The organism is Hydrogenophaga sp. (genome assembly GCF_019635465.1).
GTDB lineage: Bacteria > Pseudomonadota > Gammaproteobacteria > Burkholderiales > Burkholderiaceae_C > Hydrogenophaga.
Genome location: NZ_JAHBZK010000005.1, coordinates 37,632 through 53,160, shown reverse-complemented (window position 1 = coordinate 53,160; position 15,529 = coordinate 37,632). Strand labels below are relative to the sequence as shown.

Sequence of the window (15,529 nt, the reverse complement as noted above, 5' to 3'; positions counted from 1 at the left end):
CACCCTGGGACCAACCCTCACCCGGGCAAGCCCGGGTGGGGCGCTCAGGGGCCAAAGATCGCGTTGGGCAATGCCAGGCTGATGAACGGGAGGTAGGTCACCAGCAGAAGGAAGATCAGCAGCACGCCCAGCCAGGGCAGGGCTGCCTTGGTGACCTGCACCAGGTTCATGCCGGTGACGCCACTGGTGACGAACAGGTTCAGCCCCACCGGCGGCGTGACCATGCCGATCTCCATGTTCACCACCATGATCACGCCCAGATGGATCGGGTCGATGCCGAGCTGGCTGGCGATCGGAAACAGGATGGGCGCAAGGATCAGGATGATGCCCGTGGGCTCCATGAAATTGCCCGCCACCAGCAGGATCACGTTGACCACCAGCAGGAACATCCAGGGCTCCATGCCCACGGCCAGAATGTGCTCGGCGATCGTTTGCGGAATGCGTTCGGTGGTCAGCACGTGAGCGAACAGCAGCGCGTTGGCCACGATGAACATCAGCATCACCGTGGTCTTGGACGATTCCAGGAACACCTCCGGCAGGTCCTTGAAGCCCAGGTCGCGGTAGATGAACAGGGCCACGAACAGGGCGTAGACCGCCGATACGGCGGCCGCCTCGGTGGGGGTGAATACGCCACCGTAGATGCCGCCCATGATGATCACCAGCAGGGCCAGGCCCCACATGGACTCTCGCAGCGCGCGCAGCACCTCGCCCAGGCTGGCCTTGGGCGGTGGTGTGAGCTGCAGCCGTCCGGCCCGCCACCACACGGCCACCATCAGCATCAGGCCCAGCAGGATGCCCGGCACCACGCCGGCCATGAACAGGCGCCCCACCGACACCTCGGTCACCGCGGCGTAGACCACCATCACGATGGACGGCGGGATCAGGATGCCCAGGGTGCCGGCATTGCAGATGACGCCCGCGGCGAACTCCTTGGTGTAGCCGTTCTTGACCATGCCGGCGATCACGATGGAGCCGATGGCCACCACCGTGGCTGGGCTCGAACCCGACACCGCGGCAAACAGCATGCAGGCCAGGATGGAGGCGATGGCCAGGCCGCCGCGCAGGTGACCCACGGCCGCGATGGCGAACTTGACCATGCGCCGCGCCACGCCACCGGTGGACATGAGGTTGCCCGCCAGCACGAAGAACGGAATGGCCAGCAGCGTGTAGTGCTCGCTGGTCTCGAACAGCTTGATCGACATCGAAGCCAGCGAGTCCTGCGAGAAGAAGAAGATGGTCAGCAGGCTTGAGAGACCGAGGCTGATGGCCACTGGCATGCCCAGCGCCATGAACAGGAACAGGCAGGCGAACAGGACGATGGTGTTCATGGTGCATCCCCCTCGGCTTTGAGCTTGAGCGCATCGGCGGCCTCATCGGCCAGGTGCAGGCTGGAGGTCTTGCCGGTGATCAGGTTCCACAGTATCTGCAGGAAGCGGTAGGCCACCAGCGCATAGCCGATCGGCATCACGATGAGCACCTTCCAGCGCTCGATGGGCAGGTCTTCGAACTCGATGCCGACGTCGTACATCTTGCTCACGTACTGCGTGGCACCGGTCATCACGAAGCCCACGTACACCAGGCACAGCACCACCACGATGGCGCCGGCGATGCGCTGGCCGCGCGAGGGCAGCAGCTTGACCAGGGCGTCCACGCCGATGTGCGAACCGACGCGCACGCCGTACGAAATGCCCACGAAGATCATGATGGCGAAGCAGATCGTGGTCAGCTCCAGCGTCCAGGAGAAGCCGGAGTTGAAGACGTAGCGGTTGACGACCTGCATGAAGGCCAGCGAGGTCATGGCCAGCAGCATGAGGGACATGATCCACTCTTCGAGGTGATCCAGGAGTTTCATGACGGGCTTCCCAAAAAAATCCCCGGGCAAGCCGGGGGGATCGGTGGGCGTGCGGCGGTGCGCGCTCAGTGGTTGTTGGCCTTGAGTGCCGCCTTGACGAGGTCAGGGCCGATCTCGCCTTCGAACTTCTTCCACACCGGTTGCATGGCGGTGCGCCAGGCGGTGAGGTGCTCCTTGCTCATCGGCAGGACCTTGGCCTTGTTGTCGGCGATCACCTTGGCGCGGAAGTTGGCGTCCTCTTCGTTGGCGACCTTGTTGCCGAACTTGATGGCTTCGGTCATGGCTTCGCTCAGGCCCTTGCGGATGTCGGGCGGCAGGCCGTCCCACCACTTGGTGTTGGTGATGACCATGTAGTCGAGCACGCCGTGGTTGCTCTCCATGATGTAGCTCTGCACCTCATGGAACTTCTTGCTGTAGATGTTCGACCACGGGTTCTCGGTGCCATCGACCACACCGGTCTGCAGCGCCTGATACACCTCGGCGAAGGCCAGCTTCTGCGGGTTGCCACCCACGGCCTTGAACTGTTCTTCCAGCACGTCGGAGGCCTGGATGCGGAACTTCAGGCCTTTGGCGTCGGCGGGCATGCCCAGCGGCTTGTTGGCCGAGAGCTGCTTCATGCCGTTGTGCAGGTAGCCCAGACCGGTGATGCCCTTCTTGGACATCGAGGTCAGCAGGCCCTGGCCTTCCTTGCTGGCCTGGAAGCGGTCGACCGCGGCGAGGTCGTCGAACAGGAAGGGCAGGTCAAAGATCTGCAGCTTGGGCGTGTACTTGCCGAACTTGGCCAGCGACGGCGCAATGATCTGCACGTCGCCCAGCAGCAGGGCTTCCATTTCCTTGCCGTCGCCGAACAACTGGCTGTTGGGGAAGACCTGGATCTCCACCTTGCCGGGCAGCTTTTTCTCGGCCAGTTCCTTGAACTTGAGCGCGGCCTGGCCTTTGGGGGTCACGTCGGCCACGACGTGGCTGAACTTGATGACCATGGGGGCGGCCTGTGCGCCAAAGCCGACAGCCAGCAACGCGGCCGCCAGAGCGATCTTGAGTTTCATGTGTGCCTCCTGTGGCGTGAACGGGAGGCGTCAGCGTACCCCCTTGTGGGGGCTTCGCGCATAGTGATGTCCACGTCAGTAATAACCCGCACGCGGCCCGATTCAGACTACTGGTAGCTGCGCGCGTCCTCGATCACCTTGCCGTCGTTGGGCAGCGAACCGGGGGCCAGCAGCTCCACATCGGCGCGCAGCTTGGTGACGTCGCGCACCGCCGCGGCAATGAGCTCGCGCAGGGCGTTATCGCCTTCGCTGGCCTCGACGCGCAGGCACATCTGGTCGTTGGCCATCTCGCCGCTGACCACCAGGCGCGCCTTGCGGATCTGCGGAAAGCGCCTGGCGATGTCGGCCACCTGGGCCGGGTGCACGAACATGCCGCGCACCTTGGTGGTCTGGTCGGCACGCCCCATCCAGCCCTTGATCCGGGGCGCCGTTCGTCCGGTGGGGCATTGGCCGGTCAACACCGCCGACAGGTCGCCGGTGCCAAAACGGATCAATGGGTAGGCTGGGTTGAGCGTGGTGATCACCAGTTCGCCCACTTCGCCGTCGGGGACCGGCTCGCCGGTACCCGGGCGAACAATCTCGACGATGACGTCTTCTTCCACCACCAGGCCCTGGCGGGCCGTGGTTTCGTAGGCCACCAGCCCGAGGTCGGCGGTGGCGTAGGTCTGGTACACAGCAACGCCTTGCTCGGCGAACCACGCGGTCAGGCTGGGGGGGCAGGCCTCGCCGCCCACCGATGCCTTGCGGATGGTCGACACATCGACGCCGGCCTCGGCGGCCTTTTCGATCAGGATGCGCAGAAAGCTCGGCGTGCCGGTGTAGGCGTCGGGCCGCAGCTCGGCGATCGCCTGTAATTGCTGCTCGGTCTGGCCGGTGCCGGCCGGGAACACCGTGCAGCCCACCGCGTGCGCGCCGGCTTCGAGAATGAAGGCGCCGGGCGTCATGTGGTAGCTGAAAGCGTTGTGCACCAGATCGCCGGCCCGAAAGCCGGCGGCGTAGAGCGCGCGTCCGGTGCGCCAGTAGTCGCGGGTCGCGCCTTCGGGTTCGTAGATGGGGCCGGGCGAGGCGTAGATGCGGGTCATCTGCGGGCCGCGGGTGAGCGCCGAAAAGCCGCCAAAGGGGTCCTGCGCACGCTGCGCCTTCTGCCGCTCCAGCAACTCGCTCTTGCGGGTGACGGGCAATTGGGCCAGTGCTGCGCGGCTGTTGACGCCGGCGGCATTCACGCCACCAAGAATCTCGGCGAACGCGGTGCTGGCCGCCTGGGCATGGGCCACCTGGCGCGACAGCGCCAGCATTTGATCGGATTCGCGCTGGGCGGGTGTTCGCGTCTCCAGCGCATCGAAGTGTTCGGTCATGGGCTTGGTGCGTTGTGCGTTGGGCGTGTGGCGTTGAGCGTCAGCGAAGGTGGTTGGGCGCGCTCAACGCACAACCCCCAACGCTCAACGGCGATGCATCTAGGCAAGCCAGCGCTTGCGTCGCTTGTAGCTCTTAACGTCCTTGAAGCTCTTGCGTTCGCCACCCCCCATGCCGAGGTAGAACTCCTTGACGTCTTCGTTGTTGCGCAGATCGGCGGCCGGTCCGTCCATCACGATGCGCCCGCTTTCCATGATGTAGCCATAGTCGGCGTAGCGCAGCGCCATGTTGGTGTTCTGCTCGGCCAGCAGGAAGGTCACGCGCTCCTTGTGGTTGAGGTCCTTCACGATCTCGAACACCTCTTCCACGATCTGCGGTGCCAGGCCCATCGACGGCTCGTCAAGCAACACGACGCTGGGGTTGGCCATCAGTGCGCGGCCAATGGCGCACATCTGTTGTTCGCCACCGCTGGTGTACGCGGCCTGGCTGGTGCGCCGCGTCTTCAGACGCGGGAAGTAGGTGTAGACCTTCTCCAGGTTGCGCGCCACCTCGGCCTTGTCGGTGCGCGTGTAGGAGCCCGTCATCAGGTTTTCTTCGATGGTCAGGTGCGCAAAACAGTGGCGCCCTTCCATCACCTGCACCACGCCGCGCTGCACCAGGTCGGCTGGCGTGAGGTTCTCGATGCGCTCGCCACGCAATTCGATGCTGCCCTTGGTGACCTCACCTCGCTCGCCCTTGAGCAGGTTGGACACGGCGCGCAGCGTGGTGGTCTTGCCAGCGCCGTTGCCACCCAGGATGGCTGCGATCTGGCCTTCGGCCACGGTGAGCGAGACGCCCTTGAGCACCAGGATCACGTGGTTGTAGATGACCTCAATGCCGTTGACGTTGAGAACGGGAGTGGGATTGCTCATGACGAATGACCCTTATCAAAGCTCAGCGCCGCGCGCGGCGCTGAGCTTTGATGGCGGATGACACGCCTGCGGCGCATGACAAGGTCATTTGTCATGCAGCGCGCAGCGCGCGTCATCCGTCATGCCATCAGCTCTGGCAGTCGGCGCCAGTGCGGCGCGTCAGCTTCTTCTCGCCGGCGTATTTGTCAGCGGCGGCCTTGACCATCGGCTTGATGATTTGTTCATCGGCCTGCAGCCAGTCGCTGCTGAATTCCCACTTGGTGCCGTCCCAGGTGTGCACGCGGGCCCAGTTGGCGCCCATGTGGTCCTGGCAGCTGGTGGAGACCGGGCGCATCACGCCCTTGAAGCCGAGCGAGTCCAGCTTGGCCTGGGTCAGGTTGAGGTTCTCGTAACCCCAGCGAGCCTGTTCGCCGGTCATGACCTTGCCCTTGCCATAGCGGTCCTGCGCAGCACGCACGCCTTCGACGGCGAACATCGCGCTCATGAGGCCGCGCATGTACAGCACTTCGCCCACTTCTTCCTTCGGCCCGGTGCCCTGGCCTTTGCCGTGCACCTTCTCGAGGATTTCCTTGACGACGGCGGCATTGCGCTCGGTACCGTGCTGCATGGTCACGGCGTTGTAGCCCTTGGCACCCATGCCGACGTCCTTGACGTCAGGCTCGGCGCCGGCCCACCACACGCCGTACATCTTCTCGCGCGGGTAGCCAGTGGCTTGCGCCTCCTTCAGGGCGGTGGAGTTCATCACGCCCCAGCCCCAGTTGAGCACGTAGTCGGGGCGGTCGCGGCGTATCTGCAGCCAGGTGGCCTTCTGTTCCACACCCGGGTGGGTGACCGGCAACAGGATCAGCTGGAAGCCGTGCATGGCGGCGCGTTCCTGCAGCAGCGGGATCGGCTCTTTGCCGAACGGGCTGTCGTGGTAGACCAGCGCGATCTTCTTGCCCTTGAGCTTGTCCAGGCCGCCTTCCTTCTTGGCGATGTGCTGGATCAACACGTCGGCGGCGACCCAGTAGGTGCCGGCGATGGGGAAGTTCCACTTGAAGACGCCACCGTCGGCCGACTCGCTGCGGCCATAGCCGGCGGTGATCAGCGGGATCTTGTCGTTGGGGGCCTTCTCGGTCAGCGCGAAGGTGATGCCGGTGGACAGCGGCTGGAACACCGTGGCGCCGCCGTTCTTGCCTTTCAGGCGCTCATAGCACTCCACGCCGCGGTCGGTGGCGTAGCCGGTCTCGCACTCTTCCCAGCTGACCTTCACGCCGTTGATGCCACCGCGGGCATTCGTGAGCTTGAGGTAGTCGATGTAGCCATTGGCAAACGGCACACCGTTGGGGGCGTAGGGACCGGTGCGGTACACCAGGGCGGGGAAGAACTGTTCCTTGGCCTGCGCCATCGCACTGGGAGCGACCAGCGCGGAGGACAGACCGGTGGCGACCACGGCGGCAGCCAGGACGAGATTGCGCAGCTTCATCAGATGTCTCCTATATGAACCAACAACACGAACACCATTTGGTGGGCCCTTGAGTTCAATGCGTCGCGGTCCGTTGGTCATCGGGACTGTCCCCATGCGGGTTGTCCCGGTGGCCGCGCGGGCCGCGGCGCATCGAGCCTCGTCAGTGCGGAAAGGGCCAGAGCCGCAACTTCTGTTTGCCGATGCTCCACAGGCGCGCCAGGCCGTGCGGCTCCACGATGAGGAACCAGACGATCAGGGCGCCGAAGATCATGAATTCGGTGTGCGAGACCGCGGCGGTGGAAATCGAGATGCCCACCAGTGAGCCCGCCCAGGGCAGGAACTGGTTGAGGAAGATGGGCAGCACCACGATGAAGGCGGCGCCGAAGAAGCTGCCCATGACGGAGCCCATGCCACCGATGATCACCATGAACAGCAGCTGGAAGCTGCGGTCGATCGAGAACGCGGCCGGCTCCCACGAGCCCAGGTGCACGAAGCCCCACAGGCCACCGGCCACGCCGATGATGAAACTGCTGACCGCGAACGCGCTGAGCTTGGCGTACATGGGGCGGATGCCGATCACCGAGGCGGCCACGTCCATGTCGCGAATGGCCATCCACTCGCGCCCGATGGCCGAGCGCACCAGGTTCTTGGTCAGCAGGGCGAACACCACCACGAAGCCCAGGCAGAACAGGTACTTCTCGTGCGGCGTGTCGATGCGCCAGCCCAGCACCTGCAGGTTCGACACCGACACCGAGCCTGAGGCCGTGTTGTGGGTGAACCAGCCAATGCGCAGGAACATCCAGTCGCAGAAGAACTGCGCCGCCAGCGTGGCCACGGCCAGGTACAGGCCCTTGACCCGCAGGCTCGGGATGCCGAAGAAGATGCCGACGATGGTGGCGAAGAAGCCACCGATGAGCAGCGCCACGATCAGAGGCATGCCCTCGATGCGAACGAAGGCGTTGTAGGCCATGTAGGCCCCCACCGCCATGAAGGCGCCCGATCCCAGACTGATCTGGCCGCAGTAGCCCACCAGCACATTCACACCGATGGCGGCCAGCGCCAGGATGAGGAAGGGAATGAAGATGGCGCGGAACAGATATTCGTCGGCCAGCAGCGGCACACCGACGAAGGCAAAGGCAATGATGGCCAGCACCGCCCAGCGGTCCTGCGCGATCGGAAAGATCTGCTGATCGGCGCGGTAGGAGGTCTTGAACTGACCGTTTTCTCTGTAGAACATGGTGTGGAGTCCTGCGTTGGGCGTTCAGCGTTGGGCGTGGCTGCGCATCACACGCGATCGATGATCTTTTCCCCGAACAGGCCCTGGGGACGGAAGAGGAGGAAGACGAGCGCCAGCACGTAGGCAAACCAGATTTCGATGCCGCCGCCGACGAAGGGGCCGAGGTAGACCTCGGAGAGCTTTTCGCCCACGCCGATGATCAGTCCGCCGATGATGGCGCCGGGCACCGAGGTCAGGCCGCCGAGGATGATCACGGGCAGCGCCCGCAGGGCCACGGTGGTGAGCGAGAACTGCACGCCCAGCTTGGAGCCCCAGATCATGCCGGCCACCAGTGCGGTGATGCCGGCGACGAACCACACGATCACCCAGATGCGGTTGAGCGGAATGCCGATCGACTGGGCGGCCTGGTGATCGTCGGCCACGGCGCGCAGCGCGCGGCCGGTGGCGGTCTTCTGGAAGAACAGCGACAGGGCGGCCACCAGCAGGGCGGCCACGCAGGCGGCATAGACGTCCTCCAGGTTCACCAGCACGCCGCCTTCGAACACGTTCTCGAGCAGGAACACCGGGTCCTTGGGCATGCCGATGTCGATCTGGTAGATGTCCGAGCCGAACAGGGTCTGACCCAGACCATCGAGGAAGTAGGTGATGCCCAGTGTGGCCATCAGCAAGGTCACACCTTCCTGGTTCACCAGATGGCGCAGCACCAACCGCTCCACCACCCAGGCGATGGCCAGCATCAAGGCGCCGGCCAGTGCGAACGCGGCGATGTTGCCCAGCAGCTTGCTCTCGATGCCCAGCCAGCCCGGCACCCATTGCGAGAAGCGCGCCATGGCCAGAGCGGCAAAGAGCACCATGGCGCCCTGCGCAAAGTTGAACACCCCGGACGCCTTGAAGATGAGCACGAAGCCCAGCGCCACCAGGGAATAGAGCATGCCGGCCATGAGGCCGCCGATGAGGGTTTCGAGGAAGAAGGCCATGGTGGTTGCTCAGCGCTTGATGGCAAATGACTGCGCGGCAGCGCCGGCGCGTGACAGATGACTGGAGGATGGGCGTTGGCGTTGGTCATTGCCGCCGAAGGCGAAGTCATTCGTCATTCGTCATCCTCAGTGAGACGTTCCGAGATAGGCACTGATCACCTCCTCGTTGCTGCGCACCTCGTCGGGGGTGCCGTCGCCGATCTTCTTGCCGTAGTCGAGCACGACCACGCGGTCGGAGATGTCCATCACCACGCCCATGTCGTGCTCGATGAGCACGATGGTGGTGCCGAACTCGTCGTTGACGTCGAGGATGAAGCGGCTCATGTCCTGCTTCTCTTCGAGGTTCATTCCGGCCATGGGCTCGTCAAGCAGCAGCATCTGCGGCTCCATGGCGAGTGCGCGGCCCAGGTCGACGCGCTTTTGCAGGCCGTAGGGCAGGGTGCCGACAGGCGTCTTGCGGTAGGCCTGGATCTCGAGGAAGTCGATGATGTGTTCGACGAATTCGCGGTGCTGCTCTTCTTCCTTCTGTGCGCCACCCAGGCCGAAGGGGTTGCGAAACGCTTGCGACAGCAGACCGCTTTTGATGCGCAGGTTGCGCCCGGTCATGATGTTGTCGATCACGCTCATGCCCTTGAACAGCGCCAGGTTCTGGAAGGTGCGCGCGATGCCCATCTCGGCGACCTGGCGGCTGTTCATGTGCTTGAAGGTCTGGCCCCGAAAGGTGATGGAGCCTTCCTGCGGCGCGTAGACACCGTTGATGCAGTTGAGCATGGAGCTCTTGCCAGCGCCGTTGGGGCCGATGATGGCGCGGATCTCGTGCTCGCGGACGTCGAAGCTGATATCGGTCAGTGCCTTCACGCCGCCAAAGCGCAGGCTGATGTTCCTGACCTCGAGGATCACGTCGCCGATCTTCTTTTGCCCGGTGGCGGTATCCGGGGCGCCTGCGCTGCCCGATTCGTTGTTGTTCATGGTGATGCTTCTCATGCGGCGGCCTTCACCGGCGCGAAGGTCTTCGCGTCCCGGATCTGCAGGGTGGCGCTGACCGAGCCGGTGCGCCCGTCTTCGAACTTGACCTGGGTTTCGATGAACTGCTTGCTCTTGCCGCCGTACAGCGCATCGACCAGCACCTGGTACTTCTCGCCGATGAAGCCGCGGCGAACCTTGTTGGTGCGCGTGAGCTCGCCGTCATCGGCGTCGAGCTCCTTGTGCAGCACCAGGAAGCGGCTGATCTGGCTGCCGGCGAGCAGGTCGTCGCGCGAGAGGTCGGCGTTGACCTTTTCGACGCATTCCTGGATCAGCGCGTACACCTCGGGCTTGCTGGCCAGATCGGTGTAGCCGGTGTAGGGCAGGTTGCGTCGCTCGGCCCAGTTGCCCACCGCATCGAAGTCGATGTTGACCATCACGCAGACCTTCTCGCGCTTGTCGCCGAAGGCCACCGCCTCTTTGATGTGCGAGAAGAACTTGAGTTTGTTCTCGACGTACTTGGGCGCGAACATGGCGCCGTCGTGCTCGCCGCCCATGAGGCGGCCGACGTCCTTGACGCGGTCGATGATCTTGAGGTGGCCCGATGCGTCGATGAAGCCGGCGTCGCTGGTGTGGTACCAGCCATCGGCGTCGAGCACCTCGGCCGTGGCCTGCGGGTTCTTGTAGTAGCCCTTGAGCAGGCCTGGCGATTTCACGAGGATTTCGCCGCTGTCGCTGAGCTTGATCTCCACGCCTTCGCAGGGCACACCCACGGTGTCGGCGCGCGCCTCGTGGTCGGGCTGCAGGCAGACGAACACTGCGGTCTCGGTCGAGCCATAGAGCTGTTTGAGGTTGATGCCGATCGAGCGGTAGAAGCTGAACAGATCGGGGCCGATGGCCTCGCCCGCGGTGTAGGCCACGCGCACGCGGCTCATGCCGAGGTTGTTGCGCAGCGGGCCATAGACCATCCAGTCGCCCACGCGGTAGGCGATGCGGTCCATCAGGCCGACCGGTTTGCCGTCCATGAGGTCGGGCCCGATGCGGCGCGCCAGGTTCATGAAGCGGTGGAACATGCTGCGCTTGAGTGCGCCTGCGTCCTCCATGCGGATCATCACGCTCGTGAGCAGGCCTTCGAACACGCGGGGCGGCGCGAAGTAATAGGTCGGCCCGACCTCCTTGAGGTCGATGGTGACGGTACTGCTGCTCTCGGGGCAATTGACCACGTAGCCCGTGACCAGCCACTGGGCGTACGAGAAGATGTTCTGGCCGATCCAGGCCGGCGGCAGGTAGGCCAGCACTTCATCGGTGGGGCCGAGCTTGTCGAAGCGGGTGCCCACCGCGGCGCGGTCGAGCAAGGTGCGGTGGCTGTGCACCACGCCCTTGGGGTTACCGGTGGTGCCGCTGGTGAAGAACATGGCGGCCACGTCGTCCGGGTCGCCAGCGCCCACTTGCTGATCAAACAGACTGGGGTGCTCCTTGTCGTGCGCGTGCCCGGCGGCCACCAGGCCTTCGACGCTTTGCAGACCGGGCTGGTCGTAGTTGCGCAGGCCGCGCGGGTCGTCGTACCAGATGTGCGAGAGCTGCGGGCACTGCTCGCGGATCTCCAGCATCTTGTCGACCTGCTCCTGGTCTTCCACCACGCAAAAGCGCACCTCGGCGTTGTTGATCGGGAAGACACACTCGCCGGCAACCGCGTCCTGGTACAGCGGCACGGGAATAGCGCCCAGCGACTGCGCGGCCAGCATGGCGGCGTACAGCCGCGGGCGGTTGGCGCCGATCACCACCATGTGTTCGCCACGCTGCAGGCCCGCCTGGTGCAGGCCGCAGGCCATCGCACGCACCAGCTGCGCCATCTGCGACCACGTGGTGGTCTGCCAGATGCCGTACTCCTTCTCTCGCATCGAAGGCGCGTCCGGTCGCTGTTTCGCGTGCTCCAGCAACATGCGTGGAAAGGTGCTCTGCATGCCTTGTCTCCTGTGCCCGGTTCTCGAAGGCAGCGTGCACACACGCCCCCGGATCCGTTGCTGCGCATGGTAGGACTCGGTTTGACGTCGTGTTGTCGGTCCGACGACAATTGCGGGTCATCCCTCCTAGGACTTACCCGCATGTTCATTGCCCGGCGCAGCCCGATCCGCGAACGCGCGCGACGCCCCACCGAGACGGAGCTCGCGGGCATCCCCTGGCTGACGCAACTCGACGGTGAAGCGCGCGAACGGGCGCTGGAAGCGCTGGTGGTGGGCGAGGCCGAGGTGGGCGACTACGTCTGTCGCTTCGGCCGCCCGGTGACCTACTGGTTCGGCCTGGTCGACGGCCTGCTCAAGATGGGCAACGACGATTCGCAGGGCCCGGCCATCACCTTCACCGGCGTGGCACCGGGCGGTTGGTTCGGCGAAGGCACGGTGCTCAAGCACGAGCACTACCGCTACAACATCCAGGCCTTGCGCAGCAGCCTGATCGCCGGCTTGCCGGTGACCACTTTCGACTGGTTGCTTGACCACTCGATTGCCTTCAACCGCTTCGTGATGCTGCAGCTCAACGAACGGCTGGGCCAGTTCATCGCCGCGCGCGAGATCGACCGCATCACCAGCCCCGACCTGCGCGTGGCGCGCAACCTGGCGGCGCTGTTCCACCCGCTGCTCTCACCCAACGTGGGTGGCGTGCTGCGCATCACCCAGCAGGAGCTGGCCTATCTGGTGGGCCTGTCGCGCCAGCGCGTGAACGAGGCACTGCGCACGCTGCAGGACAAGGGCTGGATTCGCATCGAGTACGGCGGGCTGCGGGTGCTGGATCTGCAGGCCCTGCGCAGCAGTGATCTGGGATGATCGAGCCATGTCTTCCGATTCCACCAAGCGCACGCTCAAGCTCAAGCCCGCGGCGCCCAAACCCCCTGCCGATCCGCGCGCACCCCGTCGGGCCCCCGTGCGGCCCCCCGGCCCGGCGCGCGCCAAACCCATGAGCGCTGCGCCGCCGCGCGCGGCCCGTGCCCCGGAGCCATCGAATCCCGAGGCGGCGCCCAGCGAGCGTCCACGCCGGGCGCCAGCCGAGCGGACCTTTGACCGTGGCGAGCCTGCAGGCAACCGCCGGCGCGAGCCGGGCGATCCTGGGCGACCGCCTGCGGCAGCCGGGCGCGGCAAGCCGGCTTCATCCCAACGCGATGCCTGGGCGTCGCGGGATGGCCGCGACGCGCGCGACAACCGAGGCCCCGCACCCGCGCGGGATGCCCGGGGTGACACCCGAAGCGATGCCAGAAGCCATGGCCGAAGAGATGCCACGACCGGGGAAGCCCGTGCCGGTGCAGGACGCGACGCGCCCACCCGCCCGGGGCGTGAAGCGCCGGCGCCCTGGGGCGAACGCCCGAGACGGCCTGCGCCGCCCACCGGCACGGCACCGCCGTCGCGCAGCCGGCCTGCGCCGCCCACCGGCACGGCACCGCCGTCGCGCAGCCGGCCGGCGTCCCCGCCAGCCAGGGTCGCACCGACGCCAGTCCCTGCCACGGCGCCCCTGCCGCCCCCGCAGCGAGAGGCGCCCGTCACCACGCCCCGCGACGGTGTGCGCCTGAACAAGCGCCTGGCCGAGCTCGGCCTGTGCTCACGGCGCGAGGCCGACGACTGGATCGCGCGCGGCTGGGTGCTGGTCGACGGCGAGGTGGCCCGCATGGGACAGCCGGTGGCGTCCGATGCGCACATCGAGGTGCAGCCCGAGGCTTACCAGTCGCAGGAAGAGCGCGTGACCATCCTGTTGCACAAGACCGTGGGTTACGTCAGCGGCCAGCCCGAGGACGGGCACGCGGCGGCGGTCAGCCTGGTGCAGTCGCGCAGCCATTGGCGCGACGACCACAGCCACCGCCGTTTCTCGCCCGTCCAGCTCAAGGGCCTGGCGCCCGCCGGGCGGCTCGACATCGACTCCACCGGCTTGCTGGTGCTGACGCAGGACGGGCGCATCGCCCGCACGCTGATCGGCGAGGACAGCGGCGTCGAGAAGGAATACATGGTGCGGGTGCAGTGGGCGCCACAGGGCCCGCAGGGGCCGGGCGTGGTCGCGCAGGACGTGCAGGCCGTGTTTCCGGCGGACAAGCTGGCCTTGCTGCGCCATGGGCTGTCGCTGGACGGGGCGCCGCTCAAGCCCGCCGTGGTGGAGTGGCTCAACCCCGAGCAGCTGCGCTTTGTGCTCACCGAAGGCAAGAAGCGCCAGATCCGCCGTATGTGCGAGGCCGTGGGCCTGCATGTGGTCGGCCTCAAGCGGGTGCGCATTGGTCGGGTGTTGCTGGGCAAGCTGCCGCCCGGGCAGTGGCGCTACCTGGGCGCTGACGAGCACTTCTGATCCCATCCGGGGACCGCACACGCCGCCTTCGGTCCGGCCGACGGCGGCGTGGTCTTGGCGATGGCCACAATGCCCCATGAGCGCCTCGCCCCCTTCCCCACCGCGCAGGCCGTCCGGCCGGCACCTGCGCGCCAGCGACCTGCAAGCGGGTGCGCAGCTGGCGACGCAGGCCACGCTGGGCGTGATCGGGATCACCGAGGGGGTGCACCAGGCGGTGCGCAGGCGCATTGGCCTGCCGGCCGGCGCCCTGCCTGAGCGTGCCGGTGGTCTGACCGGGCGCATCTACGCCGCCGTGCGGGGAGTGGCACAGGGCATTGGTGGTGGCATTGACGGGGTGCTGCGAAGCCTGCAACCGCTGCTGGACACCGCGCCCGACGACGATGCCGACTCGCCCGCTCGCGCGGCGGTGGTGGCCGCGCTCAACGGCGTGCTGGGCGACCGGCTCGCTGCCCTGGGCAATCCGCTGGCGCAGCCGATGGTTCTGTGCGCCGCCGGACAACCGCTGGCGATCGGCGCGCCCCATCGGCCGGCACCCTTTGATCGAAACCCAGCGCTGGCGAAAGCCGTGGGCTCGCACGCGCTGGTGATGGTGCACGGTCTGTGCATGAACGACCTGCAATGGCGCCGCGACGGCCACGATCACGGTGAGTGGCTGGGGGCCGCGCTGCACACGCAGCCGCTCTACCTGCGCTACAACAGCGGTCTGCACATCGCCACCAACGGTCGGTCCCTGGCGGCGCTGTTGCAGGCGTTGTCGCGGCAATGGCCCGCCGCCCTTGAGGGCATCACCCTGGTGGGTCACAGCATGGGCGGGCTGGTGGCGCGCAGTGCGGTGCACGAGGGCCTGCGGGCCGGCCACGGGTGGCCCGGATTGCTCAAACACCTGGTGTTTCTGGGGACACCGCATCACGGTGCGCCGCTGGAGCGTGCCGGCCATGGTGCCGATCTGCTGCTGGCGTCGTCGCCGTTTTCGGCGCCGCTGGCGCGCCTGGGGCGTTTGCGCAGTGCGGGCATTACCGATCTGCGATATGGGCATCTGCGCTCACCCGACGACGGGCCGTCCGATGCGCCCGTGGGTTTGCCGCCCGGCGTGGCGTGCTTCGGTGTGGCGGCCTGCCTGGCACCGGCTCGCGGTCTGCTGGCCGAGCGCCTGGTTGGCGATGGGCTGGTGCCCTTGCGCAGCGCGAGGGGGGAGCACGACGACCCGGCGCGGCGCCTGCGGTTCGCGCGCGAGAGCTTGCGTACCGTCTACCGGACGGGCCACCTTGAATTGCTCTCCAGCCCGGCCGTGGCCGATCAGCTGCGCCTGTGGCTGAGCCCGCCCTCGACAACCCTGGGTGCCGCGGATTGATGCGGCCCCTTGAAAACGACCCATGCATCCCCAAGTCGGCAGCGGGTTGTCGCCTGCCGCTGGGCCGGCACG

The 15,529-nt window shown here is 66.3% G+C and carries 13 protein-coding genes; 3 read left to right on the top strand and 10 right to left on the bottom strand.

Annotated elements, in window-relative coordinates:
• Window positions 1-44: 44 nt before the first annotated feature.
• From KF871_RS05625 to KF871_RS05580, 10 genes are all read right to left on the bottom strand, one after another.
• A complete protein-coding gene (locus KF871_RS05625; RefSeq protein ID WP_291139414.1) occupies window positions 45-1,328 on the bottom strand; it encodes a TRAP transporter large permease in 1,284 nt (427 codons plus the stop codon).
• Entirely contained in the window at window positions 1,325-1,852 is a 528-nt protein-coding gene (locus tag KF871_RS05620) for a TRAP transporter small permease (protein WP_291139411.1), read from the bottom strand. Before KF871_RS05620 ends, KF871_RS05625 begins: the two co-directional genes overlap by 4 nt.
• Window positions 1,853-1,917: 65 nt before the next feature.
• Complete coding sequence (locus tag KF871_RS05615; protein ID WP_291139406.1) at window positions 1,918-2,898, bottom strand: TRAP transporter substrate-binding protein; 981 nt, start codon at window positions 2,896-2,898, stop codon at window positions 1,918-1,920.
• 107 nt (window positions 2,899-3,005) lie between these two features.
• Window positions 3,006-4,253, bottom strand: coding sequence for a phenylacetate--CoA ligase family protein (locus tag KF871_RS05610; RefSeq protein ID WP_291139402.1), 1,248 nt, complete (start codon window positions 4,251-4,253; stop codon window positions 3,006-3,008).
• 99 nt (window positions 4,254-4,352) lie between these two features.
• Window positions 4,353-5,162 (bottom strand): ABC transporter ATP-binding protein, encoded by an 810-nt coding sequence (locus tag KF871_RS05605; RefSeq protein WP_291139399.1) that lies wholly within the window; start codon window positions 5,160-5,162, stop codon window positions 4,353-4,355.
• 127 nt (window positions 5,163-5,289) lie between these two features.
• Window positions 5,290-6,627, bottom strand: a complete 1,338-nt coding sequence (locus tag KF871_RS05600; protein ID WP_291139395.1) for an ABC transporter substrate-binding protein — start codon at window positions 6,625-6,627, stop codon at window positions 5,290-5,292.
• 142 nt (window positions 6,628-6,769) lie between these two features.
• A complete protein-coding gene (locus KF871_RS05595; protein ID WP_291139391.1) occupies window positions 6,770-7,846 on the bottom strand; it encodes a branched-chain amino acid ABC transporter permease in 1,077 nt (358 codons plus the stop codon).
• Window positions 7,847-7,893: 47 nt separating this feature from the next.
• Entirely contained in the window at window positions 7,894-8,823 is a 930-nt protein-coding gene (locus tag KF871_RS05590; protein ID WP_291139388.1) for a branched-chain amino acid ABC transporter permease, read from the bottom strand.
• 126 nt (window positions 8,824-8,949) lie between these two features.
• The gene (locus KF871_RS05585) at window positions 8,950-9,792 is read right to left on the bottom strand and encodes an ABC transporter ATP-binding protein (protein ID WP_291139881.1); all 843 of its coding nucleotides are present in this window, start codon (window positions 9,790-9,792) and stop codon (window positions 8,950-8,952) included.
• A gap of 11 nt (window positions 9,793-9,803) precedes the next feature.
• On the bottom strand, window positions 9,804-11,750 hold the full coding sequence (locus tag KF871_RS05580) for an AMP-binding protein (protein WP_291139385.1): 1,947 nt from the start codon (window positions 11,748-11,750) through the stop codon (window positions 9,804-9,806).
• Between the two features lie 141 nt (window positions 11,751-11,891).
• Here KF871_RS05580 and KF871_RS05575 point away from each other — a divergent pair, with 141 nt between their 5' ends.
• The 3 genes from KF871_RS05575 to KF871_RS05565 all read left to right on the top strand — a co-directional run bounded on the left by KF871_RS05575 (window position 11,892) and on the right by KF871_RS05565 (window position 15,457).
• Window positions 11,892-12,608, top strand: coding sequence for a Crp/Fnr family transcriptional regulator (locus KF871_RS05575; RefSeq protein ID WP_291139382.1), 717 nt, complete (start codon window positions 11,892-11,894; stop codon window positions 12,606-12,608).
• Between the two features lie 727 nt (window positions 12,609-13,335).
• Entirely contained in the window at window positions 13,336-14,106 is a 771-nt protein-coding gene (locus tag KF871_RS05570) for a pseudouridine synthase (protein ID WP_291139379.1), read from the top strand.
• A 76-nt stretch (window positions 14,107-14,182) separates the two neighbouring features.
• Window positions 14,183-15,457, top strand: a complete 1,275-nt coding sequence (locus tag KF871_RS05565) for an alpha/beta hydrolase (RefSeq protein ID WP_291139377.1) — start codon at window positions 14,183-14,185, stop codon at window positions 15,455-15,457.
• Window positions 15,458-15,529: the final 72 nt, after the last annotated feature.

What these genes read in the sequence shown, in the direction of transcription:
- KF871_RS05615 (WP_291139406.1), bottom strand. Translation starts at nt 2,898, where the DNA reads ATGAAACTCAAGATCGCTCTGGCGGCCGCGTTGCTGGCTGTCGGCTTT.
- KF871_RS05605 (WP_291139399.1), bottom strand. Translation starts at nt 5,162, where the DNA reads ATGAGCAATCCCACTCCCGTTCTCAACGTCAACGGCATTGAGGTCATC.
- KF871_RS05580 (WP_291139385.1), bottom strand. Translation starts at nt 11,750, where the DNA reads ATGCAGAGCACCTTTCCACGCATGTTGCTGGAGCACGCGAAACAGCGA.
- KF871_RS05585 (WP_291139881.1), bottom strand. Translation starts at nt 9,792, where the DNA reads ATGAACAACAACGAATCGGGCAGCGCAGGCGCCCCGGATACCGCCACC.
- KF871_RS05575 (WP_291139382.1), top strand. Translation starts at nt 11,892, where the DNA reads ATGTTCATTGCCCGGCGCAGCCCGATCCGCGAACGCGCGCGACGCCCC.
- KF871_RS05610 (WP_291139402.1), bottom strand. Translation starts at nt 4,253, where the DNA reads ATGACCGAACACTTCGATGCGCTGGAGACGCGAACACCCGCCCAGCGC.
- KF871_RS05600 (WP_291139395.1), bottom strand. Translation starts at nt 6,627, where the DNA reads ATGAAGCTGCGCAATCTCGTCCTGGCTGCCGCCGTGGTCGCCACCGGT.
- KF871_RS05565 (WP_291139377.1), top strand. Translation starts at nt 14,183, where the DNA reads ATGAGCGCCTCGCCCCCTTCCCCACCGCGCAGGCCGTCCGGCCGGCAC.
- KF871_RS05625 (WP_291139414.1), bottom strand. Translation starts at nt 1,328, where the DNA reads ATGAACACCATCGTCCTGTTCGCCTGCCTGTTCCTGTTCATGGCGCTG.
- KF871_RS05590 (WP_291139388.1), bottom strand. Translation starts at nt 8,823, where the DNA reads ATGGCCTTCTTCCTCGAAACCCTCATCGGCGGCCTCATGGCCGGCATG.
- KF871_RS05595 (WP_291139391.1), bottom strand. Translation starts at nt 7,846, where the DNA reads ATGTTCTACAGAGAAAACGGTCAGTTCAAGACCTCCTACCGCGCCGAT.
- KF871_RS05620 (WP_291139411.1), bottom strand. Translation starts at nt 1,852, where the DNA reads ATGAAACTCCTGGATCACCTCGAAGAGTGGATCATGTCCCTCATGCTG.